Below are 26,264 nucleotides of genomic sequence, written 5' to 3'. Positions count from 1 at the left end.
TTACTGTATATATCAATATACACAGTATACAGACCTATCACTTGTCCCGTCAACCTCTTTTTTCCTGAATCAGGAAAGCAAGATAGCAAAAAGCACCTTTTCTGCGATAAAATAAACACAGCAATCTTAGAGGAGAGGAATGATCCTATATGGGTTGGCTTATTGAGCCCGTACTTGTTTTTATATTCATCCTTGCCATGATCTGGCTCATCATTCGAAGCGAGCCCGGTCGGGTTAAAAGCAAAAGTGAGATCAAAAAGCATTCTACACAGTCCGGACAGCATCATCATTCGTCTGATTCCGCAGCATCATCATCTATGATGACTTCTGACTCTTCAACAGATTCTCATCACAGGCACACTCACGACCACCGACCTCACCATGGCCACAAACATCATGATACGGATTCTTCTTCGGGGTCTCATCATCATTCCGGAAGTGATCACGGAAGCAGCGACAGCGGCGGGGATAATGGCGGAGGTGGAGATAGTGGCGGTGGCGGGGATTAACAGCCATCTGTTCTACCTTATTAAAAAGAGCTGTACCCAGCTCTGTGAGTAAATCACAGAAGGGTGCAGCTCTTTTTACTCTTTTTCTTTTCCGGTCACCTGATAGCAGAAGAGGCTCATGTCTTACACGAGGTTGTAGCCTGTTGGCAAGCTGCGGTTTCTACGGATGGCGCGAATCTCAGCCAGAGTGAGACGCTGATTGGTGGAGATCAACGATTCCACATCATTGCCACGGATCAAGTCATCCAAATCTCTCAGATTGGTGTTCCCGCGATAGACACGGAAGCCCCCCTGGAAGTTTGGCCGCGTAAACAACACAAGTGTTGCGTTCGAACTCGTTGAAAAGAAGCGCAGGCTCTCAACCCCGTCCAAAATATTGTCCAGGTTGCGAAGTCCTGTGTTACCGCGATATATACGGCTTCTTCCTCTGTAGTTCTCTTCCGAATACACGGTAAGACGAGGATACGTCTGACTAATGCTAACTGTTTTTTTCATTTGGTTCCCCCCTCTCAAACTCATTCTATGAATGAATAAGAGAGATGGCATGGACGAATCATCTGCGAGATTCATCCATTTAAGCGCCGAGGATAACTTCCCATACCGGACTTGTATGTCCCCCCGGATAGAGCAGATATAACAACACATATACCACCGTACCTGTCAGTGCAGAGCCAAACCAGATGATGGAGGTAAATTTCCCCCAGCGGCGATGTTTCCCAAAATTCTTTTTGAAACCAAGTACCAGTGTCGAGATACCGAATACAGCAGCAACCGTAGCCAGAATAATATGAAAGATCAGAAAGATGCGGTAAAAGATCTCCATATCCGGGTCTCCGCCCCAAGCCGTATTACCTACAAACACCGTGCGGGACATGTAAATTACAAAAAAGATTAGAGCTGCGATCGCTCCCGCTACCATAGCAGACTGGTGTGCTTCTCGTTTACCACGAATGATTAAAGCCCAGCCAATCGCCACAAGTATCGCACTAAGCACAATGAAAGAAGTACTGATTGTAGGTAGCCAAAAATACATATCCATCGTGTGTTCCCCCTTTTGTCGTCACATTAAACTCACGATTTGGCGGCCGGATTGAGCGGCCCCTGCTCATTACCACCACCAGCAGGCGAGAGATCATCATCCTCTTCCTGTCTCTCTTTCCGATACCACTGAGAAAACACATAAGCCAGCATGGAGACAAAGATGCCCTCCTGAATAAATTTCATGAGAATCCCGCCCACCTGCTGATCCTCCTTCGCGGAAGACAGAACATTAAAGAACCCCGGCCCACCAAATGAACGAAGAATCGCCGAGGAGTCACCCGATACGCAATACCTCATCGCTTCAGCCCATACAGCCGGATTGCTATACGTCTGATACAGCGGTTCGGATGCAAAAATAATTAATCCACACGCAGGTGTTAACAACACCATGTTCAAAAAGATAAATCCCACTTTCGACAAGCCTGATGCTTGTCTCCCCTCTGGCAGAGGATTCAGCAATGTCCACCACATCAGCATGGATGTGATAAAGAGTAAAATATAATACAAGCGATGAACGGTAAAATTCAACATGACGTAATCATGCACAACAGGCAGATGATACAAGGAAAATAGTCCATTGAACAGCACAGCCGCTACAATCGGATGTGCCAGGAAGGAAAGCTGGCGGGTAGGCAGCCGGCGCACGATGCCACGCCATACCCAAGCAGGCAAACCTTTCATCATCAAAGGTGGTGCAACAAGGTAAGATAATGCCATGCTCACCATATGGAAGCTGAACATCACATGACCCAGCAGATTGAATGGCCCGGCTTGGGCTAGATACAGAACGAACAATCCTGTGAGAAACATGATTTTCTGTCCGGGTGTCGCTGGTTCTGCACCTTGTACTCTCTCGCTAAATGGACCTACTAATACCAAATAAGCCGCCGCTATGACCAAAAATAGAGCAAGAATAAGCGGACTCCATAAGTCCTCAAAACTGAAATATTGCAACCCGAGCATACGGGAAACCTCCCCGTGACCTATTTTGGTGAACATTTATTTCACTTAAAAGGGGAAAAGACGGCGGCATTCGCCGCCGCCATCTCGCTTACCACCAGACCCAGAAGAGGGACATAATAATACATGTAAAAGCTACGAAAAATCCAAAGGCCATAAACAGAATGGGCATCAAGTGACCTTTGTCTTTTAAGTGCATCCAGTAACCAAGTTGCACAAACACTTGCAAAATGGCCATGACGACCATAATTATAATGGTGAAGGTGGTGTTGACCCCTCCAGCTGAAGCTGCCGCAAATGCGATCAATGTAAGAATGATCGAGAACACAAACACAACAACATGCTTCGAAGGACCTTCCGCACGGTGACGGTGCTTCACCGGCTGTTGATCACTTTGATCCTGAGCGGACATGTGTTACCCCACCTTTCCGAGCAGGTACACGACCGTAAAGATGAACACCCACACAACGTCGATGAAGTGCCAATACATGGCGGAAACATAGACTTTCGGTGCGGTTACGACCGTTAATCCTTTTTTGAACAGCTGTCCGATAATGATTCCGATCCACACAATACCGAATGCAACGTGGGCTCCGTGGAACCCAACCAACGTGTAGAATGCCGAACTGAAGGCGCTTGTAGTCATACCGAAATTTTTATGTTTCACATACTCGTAGAACTCGTAAATCTCCAGACCCAGGAAGCCCAGACCCAGAACAACCGTGATTCCCAGCCACAAGGCAAGTGCATTTCGGTTCCCCTTGTGCATGGCCTGAATGGCGAATACACTCGTCAAACTGCTGACCAAGAGGATGAACGTTGCTGCTGCCACAAGCGGCAGATGGAACAACTCATTCGCTGTTGGTCCATCATTGGTCTGCCCGCGAAGTGCGAGGAAGGTGGCAAAGAGTGTACCGAACAGTACCGTCTCACCACCAAGGAACAGCCAGAAGCCAATTAGCTTGTTGCGTCCTTCCAGCGTAGCCTTCTCCGGTTCATGCGGCAGCTTGCCGTTTACCGGCTCGGCATGTGAGGTTGTCATGTTCTCGCCCCCTTCTCGTCCTGATCCTCCGGTTCAATGTGCCAGCCATGATCATCATATAATGAGCGCAGTGCCATTGCACCAAATGTAATGAGAAGACCAATAATAACCACAATATAATTATTGAAGATGATATTCATGAATTCCATTTCGAATTTATCCTTGCTGAACATCAGTCCAAGTCCAGCGATAAAAATACCTACGGACATCACAAACGGCAATGGCGTAGCAGATGGCATATGGATAGAACCCACCGGTTCTGCCGGGGTCATCTCCTTATTACCTGCCATCTTCTCTTTCCAATAAGCATCGATACCACGTACCAGCGGTGTTTGTTTGAAGTTATACTCTGGTGGCGGCGAAGGAATCGTCCATTCCAAAGTACGACCATCTTCCCAAGGATCATTCGGTGCATCAATCGGTTTCTTCGTAGTGATGGCGATGTTGACCAGGAAGATAATCACTCCAACGCCCATCAGGAATGCACCGATGGAGCTGACCAGGTTAAGCAGGTCGAAATCCTGATTCGGCAAGTATGTAACAATCCGGCGCTGCATCCCCATCAAACCGAGGAAATGCTGTACGAAGAAGGTTAACTGGAATCCAATCATGAATGTCCAGAATGTCCACTTTCCAAGTGATTCACTCAGGATACGTCCAAACATCTTCGGCCACCAGTAATGGAGTCCGGAGAATAATCCAAGAACAAGTCCGCCTACGATAACATAGTGGAAGTGAGCTACTACAAAGTATGTGTCATGGAACTGGAAATCTGCAGGAGCTGAAGCAAGCATGACACCAGTAACCCCACCCATTACGAAGGTTGGAACAAAACCTACAGCAAAGAGGTTTGCCGCCGTGAAGCGAATCTGTCCACCCCACATCGTAAAGAGCCAGTTGAAGATTTTGATCCCTGTCGGTACGGCAATCAGCATCGTCGAGATCGAGAATAGCGCATTTGCTACGTTACCCAGACCTGTGGTGAACATATGATGCGCCCATACCATGAAACCCAGGAAGGCGATCAGGATCGTTGCAAATACCATGGAGCTGTATCCAAACAACCGCTTACGCGAGAACGTTGGAATAACCTCCGAGATAATGCCGAATGCCGGCAAGATCAGAATGTAAACTTCCGGGTGTCCGAAAATCCAGAAGATATGCTGCCAGAGCACGGGATTACCGCCGCCTGCAACATCGAAGAAATTCGCACCGAGAACCCGGTCAAACGTTAATAATACAAGGCCTACCGTAATGGCAGGAAAAGCAAACAGGATAATGGCTGACGTAATAAACGTAGTCCAAGTAAACATCGGCATCCGCATATAAGACATGCCTGGCGCACGCATCGTTATGATCGTAGCCAGGAAGTTAATACCCCCGATGAGTGTACCCAGACCCGCGATCTGAAGACCGATCGTATAGAAGTCCACACCGTGTGTTCCGCTATACTCCGAACCGGAGAGAGGTGTGTATGCTGTCCAGCCTGCGTCAGGCGCGCCTCCCATAACCCAGCTCAGATTGAGTAGCAAACCACCGAACAAAAATGTCCAGAAACCTAAAGCGTTAACAAAAGGGAACGCTACATCACGTGCCCCGATCTGCAAAGGTACGACCGCATTCATAATGGCAAAAATAATTGGCATGACGCCAAGGAAAATCATCGTGGTTCCATGCATCGTAATCAATTCATTAAACACTTGCGCCGATACAAAATCGTTCATCGGCTTCATCAGTTGAATCCGGATCAAAATGGCTTCAATTCCGCCAATGCCGAAGAAAAATCCGCCCGCAATTAAATACAGAACGGCGATTTTTTTGTGATCGACGGTGGTGATCCAGTCCATCAAGCCCCTGTACCGCTTGACGCTATGCGCATGAGCCAAGGTTGTGTACCCCCTTCTTCGTCCTTGCTGTTCTATTCGTATTCCAATTTGTAATTGGCCAAATACTCGGCAATTCCGTCGATTTCTTCATCCGTCAGTCCCAGACTCTTCGGACTTGGCATCGTATTGCCCGGCTTCACTGCCTGTGGATCATGAAGCCACTCTTTCATGTTATCCAGTACCGGTTTACCTTCTTCCTGACCTTCACGCTGATTCAACAAAATACCTGCAACGGATTCCTTGCCGCCGATACCTGTAAGGTTCGGTGCAACGGGTCCACCTTGATCACCTACAGCGTGACAAGAAAGGCAGTTCGTTTTGAATTTCTCAGCAAGCTGTGCATCTTCAGGAAGGACAGCAGGTGCTTTCATTGCGTTAACCCAGCGGTCGAAGGACTCCTGGCTAACGGCCTTGACTTTGAATTCCATGAAAGCATGTGATCTGCCGCATAACTCGGCACATTTACCACGGTAAACGCCTTCATTCGGAGCAGAGAAACTGAATTTGTTCAGCGTTCCATCCGGGTTTGTGTCCATTTTACCCGCAAGTGACGGCACCCAGAAGGAATGAAGCACGTCTGCGGTTTTCAATTCAAATGCAATTTTCTTACCGGTCGGGATGATGAGGTCTTGAGCGGTGGTTATGCCATACTGAGGATAAGTGAATTCCCACCAATACTGATGTGAGGTTACCTGGACCTTAACTGCGTTCTTGTCGTTCGTCAGATCTTCACCGTGGGCAAAAATCGTCTGCACTGTCGGCACAGCCAAAATAATGACCAACAATAGCGGAATGGCTGTCCATATTACTTCCAGCTTGAAATTTCCTTCAACCTGTTCGGGCATTTCGTTCTGCCCGGCTCGTCTGCGAAACTTGATCAGGACATAGGCTGCAATCGCAAATACAATGATGAGCACCACGATCATAATCGCAATAGAAAGCTTCATCAGATCATATTGGCCTTGCGCCACAGGACCCTGAGGTTTCATTACTGACAAGTCTTCCCGCCCGCATGCGGATAGCAGCAAAGAGAACACCGCCAGCAAGGGGAGAATTCGCTTTGCAACCTGCCACTGTTTCATCATTGATCTACCCCACTTTTTTACGTTTTCGTAGATTACGTTGTCGTTGGTACAAAAGCAACACATGTACGTTTCAGCACGATACGCATAATCCTCTTCTTCATATAGAATACTTACAAAAATAACGCTTCCAGTACTCCCGTCATTTCCTGTCCAGGGCATGTCTGCGCAATCTTCCAATTCATTCTATATGCTTCAATCACTTATTAAATATAAGTTGAGGGTATGATTTTGTCAATCTTTGGACACATGTTCACAAATTGTTCACTTTATGTATAAAACCGCTCTACAACTTGATTTGCAAACGATTTCAGTATAAATTATTACGATTACCTCCTGAAAAATTTTGCCATATTTCGGTGATGAAATCAGATTTCTTAGCGACTTTTATCACAATACAAACATGCGGTATTATGCAAAAAGACCTTTTCCAATGTTCAGGAAATCATTCCCATGCGAACTGGAAATGATTAATCCTGCTCCATGCACCTTCGATCCGAAAATGGCATGGAGCAATCACGCGAGTTTTGCAACATTCAAATCCTTAAATTATAGAGTGAAAATTCTCCTTTCTCCCTTTCCTGTATCTTATTCAGTACTTATACCCTCAAGATCCATCCGTCAGAATTAACGGTCCATCCTTGGTAATTGCTACGGTATGTTCATACTGCACACCCCAGCTTTCATCCAAAGTTCGGACTGTCCAGCCATCGTCATCCCACAACACGGCCCCTGAGCTTCCCTTCGTGAAGATCGGCTCGATGGTGATGACCATACCTTCGGTGAGCATCATCCCCGTTTTACGTTTCCCATAAGGCAGTACATTCGGCGGTTCATGAATATATTGCCCTATACCATGGCCAATGAGCGGTTTCACAATTCCGTATCGATACAGCCTTGCCGTTCGTTCAATCGCGCTTCCGATATCTCCGAGCGTATTGCCGGGAACAGCCTGCGCTATCGCTTTATAAAGTGCCCTTTCCGTACGTTTCATGAGCCTGCGGATCGATCTGCTCGGTTCATCTATAGCATATGTCCAGGCCGAGTCAGCAAGCCAGCCGTCTTTGTTCACCACCATATCAATGGTCACGACATCTCCACTTGCAAGTGCCTGGCTTCCAGGAAACCCGTGACAGACCACTTCGTTAACGGAGGCACAAGTGGCGTAAGGATAGCCCTTATACCCTTTTTGCTCAGGCGTGGCTCCATGATCTGCGAGAAATGCCTCCACACGTTCATTAATCTCAGCCGTTGTCGTGCCTGGAACCATATACTGCTCGATATGCTGATGGCAGCTTTGTAATATCCGCCCTGCTTCCCGCATGTAACCGATCTCTTCTCTGGTTTTCAATATTGGGTCCACAAGCCTTCATCCCTCCTGCTCCGTGAGTGTACTTCCATATATATGCAAGAGCTTTAAAACAAAGCCCCCTAAAGTAATAACTAAATCTTGAAAAGCCTGAATACAAAATTAATTCTGTGTAAACCCTAATCATCTTCTGCGCAAACGCAAAAAAAACCGTCTGCCGGAGCCGAGGCCCGAGAGACGGTTCTATTCATATCGGAACAGTATAATCAGAGTTGTTGTTTGTTTCAGGACACGGAAGAATCCATCTTGACAAGCTCATGCTCAACTACAGAAGTCAATTCTTCCTCGTATCCACCCGTAATCCGGTATTTTCTCACATACTCCTTCACGAATTTTTTTGGATCTTTAGGACGGAAAATCCGAGTCATTTCCCTCAAACTTTCTTTGACCTCATTGTGACCTTTCGTTGCCATTGTAATTCCCTCCCAAAACGTTGAAAGTGAATGCTCCGTTTAGAGAATGCCGAATAAGTCTAAATGCCATTCATGAAGTTGTGTGCGCGGCTTAAAGCAAGCTTTAGGTCGGGAACCTCGCCGAATAGCAAGTACCTGACACTATAAATACCCGATATGATTCAGGTTGAATCATAATCTTATTGTATCATATTCGGAACCTCGTTACGACTTGACGATTTTTCCTAATATATATAACGGTTTTACTGCCCAAAAAGTTTAATTCCGAATCATATTTTATAAAATGTCTATTCTATACGGATTAATCTAACCAGCATAACCCCCAACTATTCGGGGGATATTATCTTGGATCACCAAATTAGTTAACTATATGGAACTAAAAGGAGGACCTGTTATGGAGCGCAAAGAACAGGATATGCTGCCCCTTTCGCATGAAAAAGTAGAGGTCGACGGCGTCTATATCAATGAAGCCGGACAGGAAGAGCACCTGCACAGGGGTCAGGATTTTCCCGCCGATCCCGTACTTGGTAAAACCGAATGGAAGCTGACAGAGTACGCATTTGATAATCATCACGAAGGAAAAACAGATGAACGTCTCGTTCCAAAGGAAGATGATGAGGATAAAAAGGGGAAAATCACCAGTCCCCGCAGACAGATTCAAACTTAGTCCATTCATCGGTTCAGTTCTGTCCAGCTCCTACATAGCCTATATAAAAAGGACAAAGGAGGCTGGGCCGAATGTCTCCCATGAAATCATCCAGCGGTCTGGATGAAAATATAGCCGGCATGTTGTGTTATTTATTCACGTTTGTAGGTGCCATCGTCTTTCTAGCTGTAGAGAAGCGCAGTCGATTTGTATTGTTCCATGCTCTTCAATCCGTGACGGTTTTTGGCCTTATCATGGTTGGGCATGTGTTATCGACCTTTCTCCCGTTGTTCGGCCCTCTTGTAGCTTCACTGTTATCCCTGCTGGGTGTAGTCGTATGGCTACTTACCGTGGTTACCAGTCTGCAAGGAAAATGGATCAAGCTGCCATGGGTCGGTGATTTTGCCGAAAAGCAACTGAGACACCTTTAATATCACGAAGAACAAAAAAACACCGAAACAACAGGCTCTGCTGGCCCCTGTGTTTCGGTGTTTCCTGTGCATAAATTATGTTAACCTGTCCAAGATATACGGTTAATCTTGTTCATATTTTATAATCTAAATAATAAAGGTAATACATCATTCACAACCTGAGTCAACATGCTTTATGCCGTGAATCATTCATCATATAGGGTTAACATAATAATGCACATGAACACGAATATCTCACAATCTATAACAGCAATCTGCACTCAGGTTCAGGAAAGTCCACTACGCAGACTTGCTACTCCCCTCAGCCATCTCATCTGTATGCTGTGCGGCTAATTGCGCGGCAGTTTCTTTGCTTCCCAGGCCATTAAACAACAGGTTCATAAAAATCGCTGTAAAGCTGCCTGCAATGATACCATTACCCAGCATAATCTGAGCCCAAGCTGGCGCACCTGCAAATAACTGAGGCACTACCGTTACCCCCAGCCCCATGCCAACAGAACACGCGATGATGAACAGATTCTCATGACGGTTCAGATCCACTTGAGTACCAATGATGCGAATACCGGACGAAATCACCATACCGAACAGGGCCACCATGGCACCGCCAAGTACTGAGCCAGGCACAAGCTGAGCCAGTGCAGCAATTTTCGGTACAAAGCCAATAACGATTAGCAAGCCACCTGCAACAACGATGACATCACGCGTCTTCACACGTGTCATCTGTACAAGCCCTACATTTTGCGAATACGTTGTATATGGGAAGGAATTAAAAATCCCCCCGAGCACAATAGCCAGTCCCTCTGCACGATATCCGCGCGCCAAATCTTTGGAAGTCAGATCTTTGTCCAACATTTTACCCAGAGCCATAAATACACCCGTTGATTCGGCCACACTGACAATCGCGACCAGAATCATCGTCAGAATAGGAACAATCTCAAAGGTCGGTCTTCCGAAATAAAATGGCTGAACCATATGGAACCAGCTTGCATCAAGAACGGGAGCAAACTTCACCTCACCCATGAAGCCAGCAGCAACCGTGCCAACGAAAAGACCTATCAATACAGAGATGGAGCGTACAAAACCTGTAGTGAAACGAGTCATTACAATAATAAAGATGAACACACCGAAACCAAGCATCAGATGCACTCCGCTGCCAAAGTCTTTAGCATTCTGGCCCCCACCCAAATCGGTGAATGCAACCGGAATCAGTGTCAGACCAATAATGGTAACAACCGACCCGGTAACGACTGGCGGAAAGAGCCGGATCAGTTTGCCAAACAAACCGGAGAAAATAAGCACGAACAAACCGGAAGCAATAATAGCACCGTAAATAGCAGATACGCCACTGCTCTGTCCGATTATAATCATCGGGGATACCGCTTGGAATGCACAGCCCAGCATCACCGGCAGCCCAACGCCAAAGTATTTATTGCCCCAGACCTGAAGCAGTGTTGCCACACCACAGGCAAGCAGGTCGATCGCAATCAAATAGGTAAGTTGTTCTTGGGTAAATCCGAGTGCCTGACTAACAATAAGGGGTACAATGACAGCTCCTGCATACATCGCAAGTACGTGCTGCAAACCGAGTGAGAAGGTTTTGACCGGATGCCGGTGTCGTTGGAAAATACGTTCGCGTGCCATACTAGTTCGTGCCCTCCTCATCTGCAAAGGTCACTTGTCCATTGGACAGTGCTCCAATGCGAACCAGAGACTCCACCCGGTAACCAGCCTCTTTCAGCAGGCGACCTCCGGGCTGGAATGCTTTTTCAATCACGATCCCGATGCCCACGACTTCCGCGCCAACCTGCTCTACAATGCGAGCCAGACCAAATGCTGCTTCACCGTTCGCCAGAAAATCATCAATGATCAGCACACGATCACCAGGATTCATAAACTTCTTCGCTACCGTGATTTCATTGGTCTCCTGCTTGGTGAAGGAATACACTTTCTCCACCAAAATATCTTCGGTCAGGGTCAGTGACTTCTGCTTGCGGGCGAAGATCAGCGGAACGTTCAGTTCAAGTGCCGTCATAATGCCCGGCGCAATACCGGATGATTCAATCGTTAGCACACGTGTAATGTTCTCCCCTTCAAAACGGCGGATGAACTCTTTACCCACTTCCTTCATCAACACCGGGTCCATCTGGTGGTTCAGGAATGAGTCTACTTTGAGTACCTGCTCGGACAGGACAATGCCTTCCTGTCTTACTTTGTCTTTTAACAATTGCATCGTTTTCTTCCTCCCAAATGCCCTTTACCGCCATGCTCAGTTGGTTCCGCAATATCTCTCCCCCATGTAAAAAAACAAAAAGCCCGCCTGTTCACACCTGCGGCATAAACCGGAGACGGGAAAGACGGACTTGTTCCTGTATGGACAAGCCGTGTGAACACTGTAAACGCCACGAGACGAAGCTCAGGGCATACGTAGGTGTATACCTGACCTCAGACCCTCTCAGGGCGTAGAAGCATCCTTCCCGTAGTCCAATCATTCCGGTGATCGGGTAGAGACATGCAGGCCTATCCCTGCACATATACGAGTAACGGCGTATTTAATTCGTTTTTGGCTCCACGATTCGTATCAATATATAATTTCGAATCTGAATGTAAAAGTATAATCTCACTGACAATGTTAGAAGTATACCGAATTGGCGGCTTGAAATAAAGAGGTATTTTCATGGAAGTTGCGGAAACTATGTTTCTTTTGCATAATGGGGGTGATTGATTTTCATTTTTTATGTACAATATGAGAACAAAAGCGTGTCCTGACGGGATTGAACTTGGAGGATGTGCTCAGAATCTAGTCGTTAAAGGAGATTGTTACATGAAAGGCATACTGAAAGAATTTAAGGAATTTGCTGTTCGCGGCAACGTCATTGATCTGGCGGTCGGTGTGATTATCGGGGCTGCTTTTGGTAAAATCGTTACGTCCCTTGTGAATGATATCATCATGCCACCGGTTGGGAAACTGCTCGGGGGGATTGATTTCAGCCAAAAAATCATAAACCTGGACCCTGACGTAAAAACAGCTGGCGGACGAGAAATTACAACACTGGCTCAAGCCAACGAAGCTGGTGCCACCGTCATTGCTTACGGTCAATTTATCAATGTGATGATTGATTTTATTATCGTAGCATTCTGTATCTTCATGCTGGTGAAAGGCATTAACTATTTGAAGCGCAAAGAGCATGCCAAGCCTGAGCCGAAAAAAACAACGAAAGCCTGCAAGTACTGTCTGTCTGAAATTCCGGCTGCGGCTACTCGTTGTTCCCAATGCACATCACAGCTGGAAGTTGAAGGTAGCAACGCCCCAGCATAAGGGTTCGAACTATTTTTATGTACAGTAAAATAAAATAATGATGCAGGTTTGATTCTTTGATACCGCTATGCATGTTGGAAGCAGATTAACGGTTAAGTCGTCATCATGGTATGCATGTAAGGTATATTCAACGTTGCTCGGTTGAAACTTGTTATAACGGTGCATTGCATACGCATATCAAGTACATCAAACCTGCAAGCCTTCTTATGTCGAGGTTCCACCTTAAGGTGGGACCTTTTTTCGTTTACAGTAAGTCTTGTTCCAAGCCTTGTTGGTCAGTCATGTACTCTGAATTTAGAAACGTTTGGGCAACAAATGTTCCAAAATCGACTTGAGATCTTTGTCTTCCTTGTAAACTTCTTGCCCGGTATCCAGTTCGGTAACCCGAATGTATTCAAAATTGGCGCTGACATCCGTCGGTTTAAATAATAATTGTGCCTCGTCTTCCAAACGAACATGAAATCCCATGTCTTTGAACATCGTCGTAAGCTGACTCGTGGCCGGCTCCTGACCTTGCCCTACAAAGATAAGTCCTCTAAGGGTTTTGCGCTCCTGAGGTTGCGGATAAATCACCTGAAAGTGTACAATGCATTCCATACAATGGTTCCCCTTTCGTTAAAAAGATACTTTGTGAAATTTTGAACTTTAAATTCTGCTATATAAGGAGATACGTTTCATGACCCCAGAACGTTTCGACATTTATGACGATCAGCAAAAATGGATCGGTACAGCCCCCCGAAACGAGGTTCATGCCAAAGGATATTGGCATCGCTCCTTTCACTGCTGGATCGTGCGTGATGAAGGCGACAAACGCATGGTTCTGTTTCAGCGGCGGCGGGATATCAAGGACACCTTTCCCGGATACTACGACATCACAGCAGCAGGTCATCTCACAGCTGGCGAGCAACTGCAGGACGCCCATCGCGAGCTGGCAGAGGAGCTTGGAGTATATACATCATTTGATGCACTAACGTATTTGTTTACGGCTACGCAACAGCTTCAAGGTGAGGTGCGCGGCGTTCCGTTTCTGGATCGGGAATTCAGTGCTGTCTATGGCCTGTGCCTGAACCAGCCACTGGAGTCTTACGTTCTGCAAGCCAGCGAAGTTGACAGCTTGTATGAGGCTCCACTGGATGAACTGCTCGCCTTGTTCCGCCAGGAGACGGATGTCGTTCAGGCATCCGGTGTGCGCGCGCAGGTGCTGACATCCACGCAAGCCGGTGCGGTTCCAGGAGATGAACTTCCGACCAATCTTGACGATCTCTGCGATCTTGGTGACCGTAGTGACGTCAAGGTCAAGCAGTCTGCCCGTAAATCACGCTTCGTAAGCGAAGTACGAGCAGCGGATTTCGTGCCGCACGGCACCAGGTATTATATCGACGTACTCGAAACACTGAGACGAGTGGACGGAGTCTAACTTCATTTTCTCAAAAATAGCATCACTTTAACTATAACCCTTACTTCATACTTTAGCTATTCAACCATTACTTTATACTATAGCTATTCAAACCTTACTTTATGTCATGCCTATCGCCTAAACCATCGCCTCTAGTATTCAAGCAGTACTCCTATACTATTAACCGGGCGGCAAACTGGTGCTGTAACAAGCGTCACTGCATCTTGTATAACCGTATAACGTAAACAATATGCGATCTGCAAAAAAACTATGGAAATAACAAGTAAACAAAGACTATCGCAGCGAAGTACAGTAACAAGTAATATGTAAGTATTACGGGATACGGGATACGTATCACGAACAGTACATCACGATACAAGCCACATAGTGAATTTGAGCATTTTTACAGACGTGCACGCGCTTGGGGTTAGAAAAATTCTAACGATCACAGGAACCGCTATTTGCTCGATTTTGGGGTGCTCTGAAATGTAACGATCACCAGAGACGTTATTTAGTCAAAACTGGCCCGATTTGCGTTAAAAAGGTCGTTTGGGAACCAAATAGCGTTCCTGGGGATCGTTAGAATTTAAAAGAGGTGGATTTTCGCAAAATAAGGTTTGTGGTGATCGTTAGCGCTTAAGATATAGGCTTCAAATATTACAGCCATAATCAAATAACACAAAAGGACGAAGCGCAGCGAATTCATCATTCACGCCTCGTCCTTCCTCGTCCTATATGGTTTTCTGTGCTGCAGTCGCTACGTTGAGTTCTAATTCATTACCTGTTTGCACTTTTAATCTGTTACTGTGTTGCTTTCTATCCAGGAATGTTTCTACTTGTACTCTTACATCCGCTACTGCTCATTCTCTGATACAGGCGAAGACCAGTACCGTGCAGAAATGTCTGCGTACCTGCGTCCGTAACGGCCTTCCAGCTCCTCACCCATATCCTGCTCCAGTTCATAGAGCACCAGCTCTTGTGCAAAATGATTCAACAGCAACCCGGTCATCACCGGATGCGCTGTAACCACAGCCTGGGTAGGACATGACTCCCCGCGCATGCCAAGCATGCACCAGCGGCGGTCCACAACTAGCGAGAACTTGCGCCCTGTTCCCGTACCATATACCGGCAAACCCGGCAGAGGAAGAGGTTGATCCAACATACCTTCCCCGCCTTCACAGGACCACAACAAACGCACGCCCCGAGCCTCAGCCCGCTGCAAATCCTCTCGAAGCAGTTCAGCTTCCTCTCGCCAGACGTCCACAACAATCTCATGCTGTGCTGCAGCAAGCTCACGACTCAGATTTTCAAAAACATTTTTGTCGCCTTCCACATTGTAAAACACAGGTTTCTCCGGTTCACTCTTCGGCATACTTCGCTCAACGTATTCCAGAGAGGTATGCATCTGATCCGAGATCATACGTGTCATCTCTTCGGGTTTCAACATGCTATACTTCGCAGGCTCTCCCGGACTGCACCTGAGAAATCCACGTGATTCCAGCCGTTGCAAGGTGGCATATACATTGGAACGGGACACGCCCAGCCGTTTGGCTACCTCATATCCTGAGGCTGACCCCTGACGGGCTAATTCCACCATAATTCTGGATTCCATCTCGGTGAAACCGAGATGACGTAAATGATGCAGCAGTTGGTCCATATGTCTGTCCCCCCATGCTGTCAGCAACCAGCACTGCCTGACGGCAGCACGTCTACTGCATCAGATCTGCTCGGCTCCGCAGCGCGGGCACCACTTTGAGCCTTTTGGCAATTCGGATGCACAAATCTGACAATTCACCATTTCACGTGGCACTTCCGTTTGCACATCCACGGTGTTAACGATTGGATTATTTTCTTTCCAATAACGGATACGCTCATCCAGCTCCTGCTGACGCTCACGTTCCCGCTGCATCTCCTCTTCCCTGCGGCGCTCCCACTCTGCATCGAACGCTTCTTTCTCTTCCAGCGTAAACTCGGTACCGTTATATTCCGGCTCTGTTTCCAGATCAGCGATGGAAGGAATAACCGTATGATACGGCTCGGTCTCTTCCTGTTTTTCCATAGCCTGAGCATCAAAAATAGACTGCTCCGGAGCCGGGTTCTGTGCAGCTGCCGCTTCTTGTTTAGCTGTTTTGGCAAGTCCTGCCGCCCCTGTCGCTCCCGTTGCAGCAGCGCCTGGTTTGGATTCCCCCAGCTTGCGTCCACACTTCGGACAGAAGTTGGCATCTAGCGATGCGACATGTCCACACTCGCACAGCCGTTCATTTTTCAGCTCGGCAATCTTACTCCGCAGTGCATCGATCTCATCCTGCAATTCGTCACACAGTTGAGACAGATCTACCATCTCTTTTTCGGCCCGCGTCATATCCTGTGAACGGTAACCTTCATAGAAGATACGACCCATATCGGTAAAATGGACTTCCTGTTCCTGTTGCAAGCCCACAATCTGATTGTTCAGTTTGCCGATTTCAACAGCGTGCTGTGCACGCTCTGTTGCTTTGTTTGCTCCGTTTTTGATGCGCTGAAGCAGTTTCATAACCATTCCTCCTCTGTCCCGTCAAAACAATATCATTTCATTCTTCATTAGTAGTAGGTCAGCCATTCGCCATATGCGATATGCCCTGGATATATAACTTATACGATATGAAGCCAAAAAGTTGCGAAAACTCGCCCAGACACCCCGCTTTATGCGAATATTGGATAGAAACAGGGGCTTTCGTCAAGACCATACGTTCGGTATAATGGAACTTTGACTCCATAATTATGGATTCTTCACACCATATCTATGAAGCTATGCCGTTTGAAATACGCATGATTCGCAACTAACTCTATCTTACCAATTTACAATGTGATTGTGAAAAGGGCAAATTCTTTACTTATGAACGGGATAATCTATCCCTGAATGCATACAGAGGTGGATGAAACATGTTAAGTCCGAACTCAACGTTTTACCCCCGTCCGCTCGGGGTGACCCCGGCAGCATCCCTGCCTCAATCGCCGTCAGCACCGCTGGAAACCAGCCGGCAGCTTGTGAGCGATGATCAACAGGATGCCTATTATTTCCGCTCGCTTGAAGAAGCAGGCATCAAACTCAACGGCCCACAAATCTCGGCTGTTCGCCATGGCAGAGGACCGATCCTCACCCTGGCGGGTGCAGGCTGCGGCAAAACAACGGTACTGGCCGCCAGAGCAGGTTACCTGATGGAAGTCAGCCGTGTACACGCAGGCAGCATTCTGCTCGTGACGTTTACCAACAAGGCCGCTGCCGAGATGAAAGACCGGATATCTGCCTTACCGGGCATAAGGCCCGCTGCGGCAAGAGCCGTACAAGCTCGCACCTTTCACTCGTTTGCGCTAACTTTGCTACGCCATTACGGTGTGCAAGAAGACATTTTTGGTGAGTCGCGTGCCCAGCATACGGTGCTGAAAATGCTACTACGCCAGAATGGCATGAGCGAGGCATTTCAGCCGGAGAGTCTGCTGGCGATGTTATCCGCCTGGAAGATGCAAGGTTCGGACACGGCAGACTTGCCGGAGAAAACGCAGGATGAACGCGATGCCAAGCGGGTGCTGCTCGGATACGAAACCTGGAAGCTGGATCGCGGCAAAATGGATTTTGATGATATCCTGCTGCGCGCTGCTGCGCTGCTTCGTGATCCGGCGGTGTTAAAGCCGCTGCAGCGGCGTTTTCAATACATTATGGTGGATGAATTTCAGGATACGAATCGGCTGCAATACGAGATTGTACAGATGCTCGCCGGGGCTCACCGCAATCTGATGGTTGTTGGTGACGATGATCAGACGATCTATACGTTTAACGGCGCACGGCAGGAATCGATTTTGGAATTCGATAAAGTATACCCGGGCGCACGCATCGTGACGCTGGATATTAACTACCGCAGTGATGCACGTATTCTGGGGCTCGGCAGTGAGCTGGTCGCGCGCAACAAACGCAGACGTGACAAACGGCTGCGTGCGGCAGGACAGCGTGGGGATGCGCCAAGGTTCGCTACTCCATCCAACACCGAGGAGGAAGCAGCCTGGGTCGTCAACCAGATCTGTCAGCAGGTCGAAGAAGGGCAGTACCCCTATCGGGACATTGCCATTTTGCACCGGACAGCCAGCAGCAGCCGGGCGGTGTTTGAGCAGCTGGTACTGAAGGATGTGCCTTTTATACAGCACGGCGCTGCGCCGGTATTCTATGATCAGTCTCTCATCAAACCACTGATGGATCATATGCGACTGTCTCTGAACCCGCGGGCGATGGATGCTCTGCCAAGTGCACTCGGTCCGCTGTATGTGTCTCGTGATGCCGGTCTCGAGTATATCCAGCGCTGTGAGCAGGAACAAGCCAAGAAATACCCGCTGATTCATCTGAGCAAATGGGACAAGCTAAAGCCTTTTCAACAGGAACAGGTCAAGGAACGCATCAAGTTGATCAAATCCCTGCACAAGCTCAAGCCCATTATCGCCATCCAGGAAATGCGACGCCAGTTCTACGACAAATATATGGAGAGCGGCGACCCTTCCATTTTCACGCATTATAAGGAAACGATGCTGGAAACACTGGATGAATTCGAAGCGGCTGTCAAAAAGTTTGAAACGGTAGAGGAATTCGTGCAGTTCGCAGACGAGTTGTCCCGCAGACACCGCGAGATGGAATCGCTGCGCCGCGCGCAGGATAGTGATGCGGTACAGCTTATGACCATTCACCGGGCTAAAGGACTGGAGTTCCCTTGTGTTTACTGGATCGGAGCCAGCGAGGGTATCGTACCGCATAGCACCGCGCTGCGTCAGGATATCCCGGAGGATCAGAAAGCAGCACTCTCCGTACAGCAGACGGATGCCGAGCTGGATATGGCTCTGGAAGAAGAGCGCAGACTCGCTTATGTGGCCATTACTCGGGCGAAGCAACATCTATATGTAACATCACCCGCGAGCCATCACGGCAAACCTGCGGACGTGTCGCGCTTCCTGCTGGAAGCCTTCGGTATGGAGGTTCCGGACAAACGTAAACCACGGGAAGAAGCGCGTAGTGGCAGCCCATCGTCATATGGTAATCATGGACACGCAAACCACAACAGGAACAACAACGGAACTCGCAACAACCGAAGCAGCAACGAAAACTGGAAAAGCATCGGTAACGCCAAAGATGCCGACAGACGTGGAAATGATAAGGGCGGTACTGCACAACAAAAGTCATCTTATGCGCAGCATGATCGGCAACGTAGTGCGATAAATCATAAGGATCATCGGGAAATGGAGATGCTGGATGAGCGGGATGAGGATCGTCTCAGTGAACATCGCGGCAGCGGAATTATACGAGATCATAAAGCATTCAGTACACCCGGACTTCATCCGAAGACTGCCAGTATAACCACGACTTCAAGTACTTCACGAAATGCTGGTTCCTCTCGAACAGGTGCGAGCAAAGCTGAGCGGACAGAGACGGTAGCTGTCTGGAAATGTAGCTCTGCTACATGCAAAGCATGGTTGAGGCAGAAACCGGCTGTACCTTCCGGCAAAGCCACGAAAAAGTCTTCATCCGTACCTCCGGTCTGTCCACTATGTTCAGGCACGATGGTCGCTGGCACCCGGCAGGTTCCGGTGACCAATCGTTTTGGGAAATAGGCAGACGGAATCTTTCGTTTCAGGGCGCTTACTGCTGTTTATTAACAGTAGAAGCGTCTTTTTTCCAATTGAACAAGTATAGGGTCTCTTTTTTTCAATACTGAATGGGGGTTGGATTATGCAGGACGGTAAACAACATCTGTATGTATCGGTAACTCATAACCTGATTGAAAAAACGAAAAACGAATCTACACCGTTTGAAGTATTCGTCGATGACGGGCAATTGGCAACTTTGCAGGATTTGATGAAAGTACTTGAGGACGGGGACGACTACTCCTTGCAGCGGGCACCCGTACCTTACAAGTCGGCAGACCATGATGATGGAAATGAACGACTTACAGATGGCGTGACGATGCTGTACACGTTCCTCTACGATCACGGCACACCCGAGACCAGACAAGCCATCGATGGCATGAATGTGCTCCCCAAGCTGCAAGATACGGACTACGATGACCCCGGATACGAGAACTCACCGATGAATAAATGACTGAGCTAGAAAAAAATATGTCTGGATCTTGGCACATAAAGATTCTCCTATTAAACCTCAATCAAAAGTTAATGAGAATAGCCTCTTCCGAAACACATGTTTGTGTTAGGGAGAGGCTATTTTCTAAGTATTTATTACCTAATTACTTGAGTCCATTCTACAAATTTATTTGGTTCCTGCCATGAGCCCGAGTATGGTCCGTGAGGGTCTCCCGACAAATTCCCTTTACCAGTTGCACTCCATGTTCCACGGTTTACAAAAGGCGTTATCCAGAAAACATAGGAGGAAATACCGCTCCCTACTTTAGGTCCTGAGTATGTTGTATTTATGCTTTGGCTTATTTCACTTGCCAGTCCTGCTTCTATCGAAGTTTTTAAACTAGCTGGAATCGTGACACTAGTCGAGACATTAGCACTGAGCTTAAATGTAGTGTTGATCGTTCTTTCTTGAGACTGCCCTACACTTGTTACCTGCTGAGCTGCCAATGGGGTATCTCTCTGAGTGACTTGCTTAGTGATGTCCCAAATAATATACAGGTCATACCATGCATTGGGCGTTACAATATTCTGTTGAGAAGAAGTGGTATGATTTGTTCCTTCTATAACATTTGAAATAATAATATCTCCATTACCGCCTGCTTGTTGTGAGATCGCTTTCAATTCCTCGTCAGTTATTTTTCCAACTGCTTCAGGTGAAATTGTAAAGCTTTGCCCATCAATTACTTTCTCTGTATTACCTGTAAATGGAACTGTTACATCATGATTCTGTTGAGCCATAGCAACTGAAGAAAAAGTTCCTCCCACAAACATAGAAGCCACAACAGCCGGAATTAAAATTTTTTTTGTAATATTCAACACTCATTACCTCTTTCCCTGTATAATTTGGTATATAATTCATAATAAATGAAAATTAAAAAATGTAAAATTTTGAATTAAAAGGAGATAATAATGAATCTACGAACAATAGGTATAATTCTTTTAACCCTGGCAGGATTCCTCTATACTTTGGAACGTATTGTTGCCTATTTCTCTACTTACGTCAAAACCATTGGAAAAACTGGGATATCTGTCGATTTAACAGTGCTCTATCCTGGATTCTTCGATAATCTATTTGTTCCATTTTTCTTTTTTTTAGGATTGATCCTATTTATTATCGATTTTGTAATTAAAAACAAATGATTAGCACTAAAAAAGAGTTCTGAGGGAATATATGCCCATCAGAACTCTTTGTCGATAGTATTATTTGATCAAATAATGTATCATTTTTTAAAATGTATTTACATGCCTATTACCCCAAACGTACTTCCTGCCCTTTCTCGGCAGACTCGTAGATGGCGCATAGCATACGTGTGGACATCACCCCATCCGCAATCGGACTGATGGGCGGCGCACCGTTCAGACAGCATTCCACAAAGTGATCGATCTGATTCTGAAACGCACCGTGAATATCCAGACCCGAATGATCCGTCTGGGGTTCGATGTTCATGATCGTGTCATGTTTCTCGGTGACAATCAGCGTTTGGGGCTCCAGTTCAAATCCGCCGCGCTCACCGTACAGCTTAACAAAGGATTCATCCTCGCGGGCATGGAGGGTAAAGCTTACATCGACCGCCAGAGACGCACCATTTTCAAAACGAATCAGGGCATTCGCCATATCTTCGACATTATTGATCGCAGCACTATAGTCTGCCGCTTTGTAGAAGGAGAGATGTTCAACATTCGCGCGATTACCCAGCTTACGATACGTATTACCGCTGACCGATACAGGCTTCGGTCTACCCATCAGATACCAGCACTGGTCAATAATATGTACGCCCAGATCAATTAACGGGCCGCCGCCGGAACGCGCCTTGTCCGCAAACCAGCCACCTGGATTACCCAGGCGCCGCAAAATCGAAGCTTTCGCATAATACAGCTCGCCAAACTCACCTGCATCAATGAATCTGCGCAGCATTTGCATGTTGTTATCGTAACGGCGTACAAAACCTACAACAAAGGTACGTCCACTCTTTTTCACCGCTTCCTCAATCCGCAGTGCATCTTCCACATTCGTAGCCACCGGCTTTTCCAGCAGCACATGTTTGCCTGCCTCCAGTGCAGCAATAGCGAACTCCGCATGGGTATTATTCCATGTGCAGATACTGACCGCATCCACATGCGGGTCCTCCAGCATCTCACGGTAGTTGGTGTACACGGATTGAGCATCGTACTTCTCAGCAGCAGCCTTGGCTCTTTCCTCGTTCAGATCACAGATGGCATAGATGACCGCATCCTCATTTTTGGCATAACACCTCATATGAAGATCCGAGATGGAACCTGTTCCGATCATGCCGATATGCAGCATTTGCTTGGTGCTCATCTTTGTCCTCCCTCCCTTTTCCAAAACATCGTTAACGTTTAGTCTGCCCGAAGCATCCCTTCGTAAATACCCGGTGTTGAATTCTCGATCTCTACGGCTCCCAGCGTTCGTTTGTAGAAGTCCATTGGCCCAGCTGATCCGATAATCGCATAACCATAACCATCCGCTCTCATCGCATGCATAGAGGCCAGTAGTAAGGCCGTCCCTACACCCTTTCCGCGTGCATCCGGGCTCACTCCAGTTGGGCCAAAGAAATTGCGACACGTCGCTTCGTAACAAGCAAACCCAATCATTTTTCCATGCTCAAGCGCAATGTAACAGGTCACAGGCTGACGCGCAAAAGCAACATCACATTCATCTACCCAAGGCTGATTAAAATGGGTTTTCACCCAGTTCAGCACCTGCTGCTTCTCCGGGGCAATGGCTCTGCGAATCACAATGGATGCTGCCTTCAGCTTCTCTAGTCCGCTGTCCTGCTCCGGCAAACGATAAAGTGCGACCAACATATCACTCATCCGTTTGTTTCCTCCCTCACATCTGAAGTATGAGCCCACAGTACACTAATCCATTTCACCATAAAATTAACCTGTTCCCGTTGCCGATAACCTGATTTTATTGCATTCCATCAAATGAAAACCGACATGCCTCGTTACATTTATTACTTTCAACTGCAACTTCGAGACGAGGTATCCCGTCAGTAAAGATGATAAGCGGTACTCTGTATATGAGTTTACCGTGACAACATCCAGATGAGAAGGGAAGATTCTAAATGAAAAACAACATGAAAAAAGTAAGCACCCTGATGGCACTTTCTATGGCGCTGAGCGGCGGAGCTGCTTATGCTGCTTCACTAGATAACACAGCACAGCCTGTACAGGAAACGGTCACTTCTGCCCCGAGCAGTACTGCCGGAGCTGTACATGTATCCGTCAATGGCGCAACGGTTGCAAACGGATACTGGACTCAAGACCATAAGACAGCCATGATCCCGCTTCGAGCGTTAACCGAAGCTCTGGGAATCGAATTGAAATGGCATAAGGAAGATAAGTCCGCAGAGCTGACTCAGGGCGCATTGTGGACTCAGGTTTTTACGGGTAAAGATCGTTACTCCGTAAACAAAATGCTGCTGACTCTCGGTACAGCTCCTGAAATTAAGGATGGAACACTGTACGTACCTGCTGTTTTTGCCGAAAAAGTACTACATGCGGGGCTGAGCACAACCGGAAATCAGGTGACGATTACAAGTGAGGAGGACGTTAAGACGGTTACAGAACGCGGCGTGATTACCCGGATTTCGAATCAGGATCAATATCAGTCCATTCAGATTGGCGGTGCAGGACAGGATGGCATCGTGCTAAACCTAAGCAAAGACAGTCAACTGATCTCCGCAGATGGAAAAGAGATCAAACTTGCTGATCTGTCTATCGGTATGGTCGTAGAAGCTGAACATTCCTTGGCGATGACCAAAAGTCTGCCTCCACAAACACCAACATATAAAGTGACTGTCCTGGATACAGCAGCTGAAACAGCAGCACAACCCAAAGGACTTTTTGGAACATCAGGCACGATTGAACATGTAAACATGAAGGACGGCACGGTATCCCAGATTGAGATTAAAGGTATACGCCTGGCTGAGACTGCACCAGATCATGTCATTTTGAATATCAACAAAGATACGTTGCTAGTGAATCAAAAGGGTGAAACCGTAAAAGCCGAGCAATTGACCAAAGATGCCAAAGTGATTGGATTCTACAGCCCGATGTTGACTCGCAGCTTGCCTCCAATCGGCACAGCCTGGAAAGTGGTTGTGGAACTTCCAACCGTTCAGCCTAAAGCAGAGTAAGATATGAAGTGTAAGTGAGATGAAGCAAAGAACACAAAAACCTTTCCCTCCTGTCTTCCGACAAGGCATGGGAAAGGTTTTTTTCAACTTCATTATTTCAATGCAAAGACCCCTGAACAAGTCACTTTCACCTTGATTAAGGCTTGACTTGTTCAGGGGACTTCAAGAGGCACGGATTACAGTTTAATATTAGCTTCGTCAAAGTAATCTTCCAGCGTTAAACCACTCTTCACAACGTCGGGTGCAATATCTGTGCCAACATAGCGAATGTGCCATGGCTCATACACGTAACCCGTCTTGCTCTCTTGACCTTTGGGATAACGAATGATAAAGCCGTATTCGGCAGCGTGTTCATCCAGCCATTTGCCTTCTTTGGACGAGCCAAATACTTCTTCCAACACATTCCCCACGCTTGGACTCGATACATCTATTGCAAGTCCTGTCTGATGTTCACTGCGGCCTGGAACGGCACTCACACGGGAAGCATACTCTTCCCCTTTGGTTTTCACATTATTGTTATAGATGGATACCTGACGCTTGTAAGACCGATATCCGGACACGGCTCGAAGTTCAATCCCGTCAGCTTTGGCACCGGCAAACAGTTTCTCCAGTGCTTCTGCAGCTTCCTTGCGCATATGCCGCTTCTCATGCGGCCCCTCGAAGGAGAACGGCACGTCAGGTTCAACCAGATCACTCGGTTCATAGCCTTTTGGCAGACTGCGCTGTTTGTTGACAATAACCGTCATCGCCTGCGCATTGGTCACCACGGACTGAGAATCTACAGTTGTCTGAAGGGCACTGATACTCCGTTTCTCCATGAGCGGGTCTTCTGCCGTTGCCCCACCGCTTCCATTGTCTGAAGAACCTTGTTCTTCTCCTGTGGATGCGTTGTCTGTTCCTTCCTCGCTACCTGAATTTGTATCCTGATCTCCTTCCGAATTGCCCTTGCCATCGGAGCCTGGGTCTTCAGTCAGATGAACCGTCGTGCCATCCGCTCCCTGCTCCGTATTAGATGTTCCATTGGCTTTCTGATTATCGTTCGAGCCGGAACCATTCTGGCACGCTGCCAGCAAAGCTCCACATATCATAAGTGAGGACAGCAGAACCACAATTCGGCGCTGTCTTCCAGTTCCTGATTTCATCATAAAACCCCTATCACCTTAGTAGAATAAAATAACTTCTTGTACGTGTTCACCATATTGTTATAGTGTTCCCTGCGACAGTATACCTCAAATGTATAACAAGCTCCACCCGTGAAGTACACCTTCTGCCAGACTGTATACAAAAATACACCCATTATACGGCTTGTACCTTGTTTTCTGTACATTTAATGCCACCTCCCAAACTTAGGCAGCTCATGGATACCCCACTTCATCCTTGGATGGGAAAACAAAACCCATGCTTACACAAAAAAAGAAGCAGGGGCGATCCAGTGATCTCCCCCGCTGTACTTGTGTTATGCATTATTTGGTCGCCGGGCTGTCCTTGTGCTTCTGGACAGCCTGCCACATCCGCGCAGCCACGCGCTCGCGGATGAGATCCAGACCGGCTGCTGCGGGCACACCCGGCAGCAGCGCGGTCAGCTCGGGCAGCGCAGGCGGTTTGCCCGGCTGCGCGAGCCGCACCTCCACGGCGCCGAAGCCCGGCCCCGGCTGGTGCATGGCGCCGTCTGCGGCGGCCTCGGCGATCCACTCGCCGACGGCTGCGCCGCCTTCGCCAGCCCGCGCCTGCGGGCGGCCCGCCGTCTCCGCTGCGCGGCCCGGTCCGCCGGGATCATGGGCAAGTTCCTCTGCCCATGATCCCAGCACGCCGGCGAGCAGCGCTTCGCGCGGCAGGCCGGCGTGCGCCAGCTGCTGC

27 protein-coding genes, 1 pseudogene and 1 riboswitch are annotated in these 26,264 nt (G+C 47.7%); of the genes and pseudogenes, 9 read left to right on the top strand and 19 right to left on the bottom strand.

What is annotated here, in order from left to right; translation table 11 throughout:
* Positions 1-149 precede the first annotated feature (149 nt).
* The gene (locus tag ACUTVW_RS26405; RefSeq protein ID WP_445648444.1) at positions 150-509 is read left to right on the top strand and encodes a hypothetical protein; all 360 of its coding nucleotides are present in this window, start codon (positions 150-152) and stop codon (positions 507-509) included.
* A gap of 123 nt (positions 510-632) precedes the next feature.
* Here ACUTVW_RS26405 and ACUTVW_RS26400 read toward each other — a convergent pair whose 3' ends face one another.
* From ACUTVW_RS26400 to ACUTVW_RS26360, 9 genes are all read right to left on the bottom strand, one after another.
* On the bottom strand, positions 633-1,004 hold the full coding sequence (locus ACUTVW_RS26400) for a hypothetical protein (protein ID WP_445648443.1): 372 nt from the start codon (positions 1,002-1,004) through the stop codon (positions 633-635).
* A 79-nt stretch (positions 1,005-1,083) separates the two neighbouring features.
* Entirely contained in the window at positions 1,084-1,548 is a 465-nt protein-coding gene (locus ACUTVW_RS26395; protein WP_090918548.1) for a DUF420 domain-containing protein, read from the bottom strand.
* A gap of 32 nt (positions 1,549-1,580) precedes the next feature.
* A complete protein-coding gene (gene ctaG / locus ACUTVW_RS26390; protein ID WP_445648442.1) occupies positions 1,581-2,513 on the bottom strand; it encodes a cytochrome c oxidase assembly factor CtaG in 933 nt (310 codons plus the stop codon).
* An 88-nt stretch (positions 2,514-2,601) separates the two neighbouring features.
* Positions 2,602-2,922 (bottom strand): cytochrome C oxidase subunit IV family protein, encoded by a 321-nt coding sequence (locus ACUTVW_RS26385; protein WP_434748192.1) that lies wholly within the window; start codon positions 2,920-2,922, stop codon positions 2,602-2,604.
* Positions 2,923-2,925: 3 nt separating this feature from the next.
* A complete protein-coding gene (locus tag ACUTVW_RS26380) occupies positions 2,926-3,552 on the bottom strand; it encodes a cytochrome (ubi)quinol oxidase subunit III (protein ID WP_434748193.1) in 627 nt (208 codons plus the stop codon).
* A complete protein-coding gene (ctaD, locus tag ACUTVW_RS26375) occupies positions 3,549-5,399 on the bottom strand; it encodes a cytochrome c oxidase subunit I (RefSeq protein WP_445648457.1) in 1,851 nt (616 codons plus the stop codon). Before ctaD ends, ACUTVW_RS26380 begins: the two co-directional genes overlap by 4 nt.
* Positions 5,400-5,470: 71 nt before the next feature.
* The gene (coxB, locus tag ACUTVW_RS26370; protein ID WP_445648441.1) at positions 5,471-6,523 is read right to left on the bottom strand and encodes a cytochrome c oxidase subunit II; all 1,053 of its coding nucleotides are present in this window, start codon (positions 6,521-6,523) and stop codon (positions 5,471-5,473) included.
* 604 nt (positions 6,524-7,127) lie between these two features.
* Positions 7,128-7,883 carry a type I methionyl aminopeptidase gene (gene map / locus ACUTVW_RS26365; RefSeq protein WP_445648440.1) on the bottom strand — a complete coding sequence of 252 codons (756 nt, stop codon included), beginning with the start codon at positions 7,881-7,883 and terminating at the stop codon, positions 7,128-7,130.
* A 230-nt stretch (positions 7,884-8,113) separates the two neighbouring features.
* Positions 8,114-8,302 carry a hypothetical protein gene (locus tag ACUTVW_RS26360; RefSeq protein WP_017690840.1) on the bottom strand — a complete coding sequence of 63 codons (189 nt, stop codon included), beginning with the start codon at positions 8,300-8,302 and terminating at the stop codon, positions 8,114-8,116.
* A gap of 394 nt (positions 8,303-8,696) precedes the next feature.
* Between ACUTVW_RS26360 and ACUTVW_RS26355 the strand changes: the two genes are divergently transcribed.
* Positions 8,697-8,969, top strand: coding sequence for a transposase (locus tag ACUTVW_RS26355; protein WP_445648439.1), 273 nt, complete (start codon positions 8,697-8,699; stop codon positions 8,967-8,969).
* Positions 8,970-9,040: 71 nt separating this feature from the next.
* Positions 9,041-9,379 (top strand): DUF4870 domain-containing protein, encoded by a 339-nt coding sequence (locus tag ACUTVW_RS26350; protein ID WP_445648438.1) that lies wholly within the window; start codon positions 9,041-9,043, stop codon positions 9,377-9,379.
* A 279-nt stretch (positions 9,380-9,658) separates the two neighbouring features.
* On the opposite strand, the gene ACUTVW_RS26345 is transcribed toward ACUTVW_RS26350, so the two are convergent.
* On the bottom strand, positions 9,659-11,020 hold the full coding sequence (locus ACUTVW_RS26345; protein ID WP_445648437.1) for a nucleobase:cation symporter-2 family protein: 1,362 nt from the start codon (positions 11,018-11,020) through the stop codon (positions 9,659-9,661).
* Between the two features lies 1 nt (position 11,021).
* Positions 11,022-11,609, bottom strand: coding sequence for a xanthine phosphoribosyltransferase (locus tag ACUTVW_RS26340; protein WP_445648436.1), 588 nt, complete (start codon positions 11,607-11,609; stop codon positions 11,022-11,024).
* Between the two features lie 227 nt (positions 11,610-11,836).
* Positions 11,837-11,936: riboswitch (purine riboswitch) on the bottom strand.
* A 264-nt stretch (positions 11,937-12,200) separates the two neighbouring features.
* Here ACUTVW_RS26340 and mscL point away from each other — a divergent pair.
* The gene (mscL, locus tag ACUTVW_RS26335) at positions 12,201-12,695 is read left to right on the top strand and encodes a large conductance mechanosensitive channel protein MscL (protein ID WP_445648435.1); all 495 of its coding nucleotides are present in this window, start codon (positions 12,201-12,203) and stop codon (positions 12,693-12,695) included.
* A 294-nt stretch (positions 12,696-12,989) separates the two neighbouring features.
* Here mscL and ACUTVW_RS26330 read toward each other — a convergent pair whose 3' ends face one another.
* A complete protein-coding gene (locus ACUTVW_RS26330; protein WP_445648434.1) occupies positions 12,990-13,292 on the bottom strand; it encodes a hypothetical protein in 303 nt (100 codons plus the stop codon).
* Positions 13,293-13,371: 79 nt separating this feature from the next.
* Between ACUTVW_RS26330 and ACUTVW_RS26325 the strand changes: the two genes are divergently transcribed.
* The gene (locus ACUTVW_RS26325) at positions 13,372-14,112 is read left to right on the top strand and encodes an NUDIX hydrolase (protein ID WP_445648433.1); all 741 of its coding nucleotides are present in this window, start codon (positions 13,372-13,374) and stop codon (positions 14,110-14,112) included.
* A gap of 832 nt (positions 14,113-14,944) precedes the next feature.
* Here ACUTVW_RS26325 and ACUTVW_RS26320 read toward each other — a convergent pair.
* Positions 14,945-15,748: a TrmB family transcriptional regulator gene (locus tag ACUTVW_RS26320; protein WP_445648432.1), complete on the bottom strand. Its 804-nt coding sequence runs from the start codon at positions 15,746-15,748 to the stop codon at positions 14,945-14,947.
* A gap of 60 nt (positions 15,749-15,808) precedes the next feature.
* Positions 15,809-16,624 (bottom strand): zinc ribbon domain-containing protein, encoded by an 816-nt coding sequence (locus ACUTVW_RS26315; protein ID WP_445648431.1) that lies wholly within the window; start codon positions 16,622-16,624, stop codon positions 15,809-15,811.
* A 389-nt stretch (positions 16,625-17,013) separates the two neighbouring features.
* Here ACUTVW_RS26315 and ACUTVW_RS26310 point away from each other — a divergent pair, with 389 nt between their 5' ends.
* On the top strand, positions 17,014-19,719 hold the full coding sequence (locus ACUTVW_RS26310) for a UvrD-helicase domain-containing protein (RefSeq protein WP_445648430.1): 2,706 nt from the start codon (positions 17,014-17,016) through the stop codon (positions 19,717-19,719).
* Positions 19,720-19,837: 118 nt separating this feature from the next.
* On the top strand, positions 19,838-20,206 hold the full coding sequence (locus ACUTVW_RS26305) for a hypothetical protein (RefSeq protein ID WP_445648429.1): 369 nt from the start codon (positions 19,838-19,840) through the stop codon (positions 20,204-20,206).
* 134 nt (positions 20,207-20,340) lie between these two features.
* Here the strand turns inward: ACUTVW_RS26305 and ACUTVW_RS26300 are convergent, their stop codons facing one another.
* On the bottom strand, positions 20,341-21,060 hold the full coding sequence (locus tag ACUTVW_RS26300; RefSeq protein WP_445648428.1) for a hypothetical protein: 720 nt from the start codon (positions 21,058-21,060) through the stop codon (positions 20,341-20,343).
* Between the two features lie 93 nt (positions 21,061-21,153).
* Here ACUTVW_RS26300 and ACUTVW_RS26295 point away from each other — a divergent pair, with 93 nt between their 5' ends.
* Positions 21,154-21,384: a hypothetical protein gene (locus tag ACUTVW_RS26295; RefSeq protein WP_445648427.1), complete on the top strand. Its 231-nt coding sequence runs from the start codon at positions 21,154-21,156 to the stop codon at positions 21,382-21,384.
* Positions 21,385-21,493: 109 nt separating this feature from the next.
* Here ACUTVW_RS26295 and ACUTVW_RS26290 read toward each other — a convergent pair whose 3' ends face one another.
* A complete protein-coding gene (locus ACUTVW_RS26290) occupies positions 21,494-22,564 on the bottom strand; it encodes a Gfo/Idh/MocA family protein (RefSeq protein WP_445648426.1) in 1,071 nt (356 codons plus the stop codon).
* A 38-nt stretch (positions 22,565-22,602) separates the two neighbouring features.
* Positions 22,603-23,079, bottom strand: coding sequence for a GNAT family N-acetyltransferase (locus tag ACUTVW_RS26285; RefSeq protein WP_445648425.1), 477 nt, complete (start codon positions 23,077-23,079; stop codon positions 22,603-22,605).
* A 254-nt stretch (positions 23,080-23,333) separates the two neighbouring features.
* Between ACUTVW_RS26285 and ACUTVW_RS26280 the strand changes: the two genes are divergently transcribed.
* The gene (locus ACUTVW_RS26280) at positions 23,334-24,407 is read left to right on the top strand and encodes a copper amine oxidase N-terminal domain-containing protein (RefSeq protein WP_445648424.1); all 1,074 of its coding nucleotides are present in this window, start codon (positions 23,334-23,336) and stop codon (positions 24,405-24,407) included.
* Positions 24,408-24,583: 176 nt separating this feature from the next.
* On the opposite strand, the gene ACUTVW_RS26275 is transcribed toward ACUTVW_RS26280, so the two are convergent.
* Together ACUTVW_RS26275 and ACUTVW_RS26270 are read right to left on the bottom strand one after the other, a co-directional pair.
* Positions 24,584-25,549, bottom strand: coding sequence for a D-alanyl-D-alanine carboxypeptidase family protein (locus ACUTVW_RS26275; RefSeq protein WP_445648456.1), 966 nt, complete (start codon positions 25,547-25,549; stop codon positions 24,584-24,586).
* Positions 25,550-25,870: 321 nt separating this feature from the next.
* Positions 25,871-26,264, bottom strand: a pseudogene (locus ACUTVW_RS26270) (phosphoribosylglycinamide synthetase); the annotation flags it as partial.

This window comes from Paenibacillus sp. TSA_86.1 (genome assembly GCF_052691815.1).
Note: the sequence above shows the minus strand (reverse complement) of the source record. Positions and strands in the feature narration are given on the sequence as shown.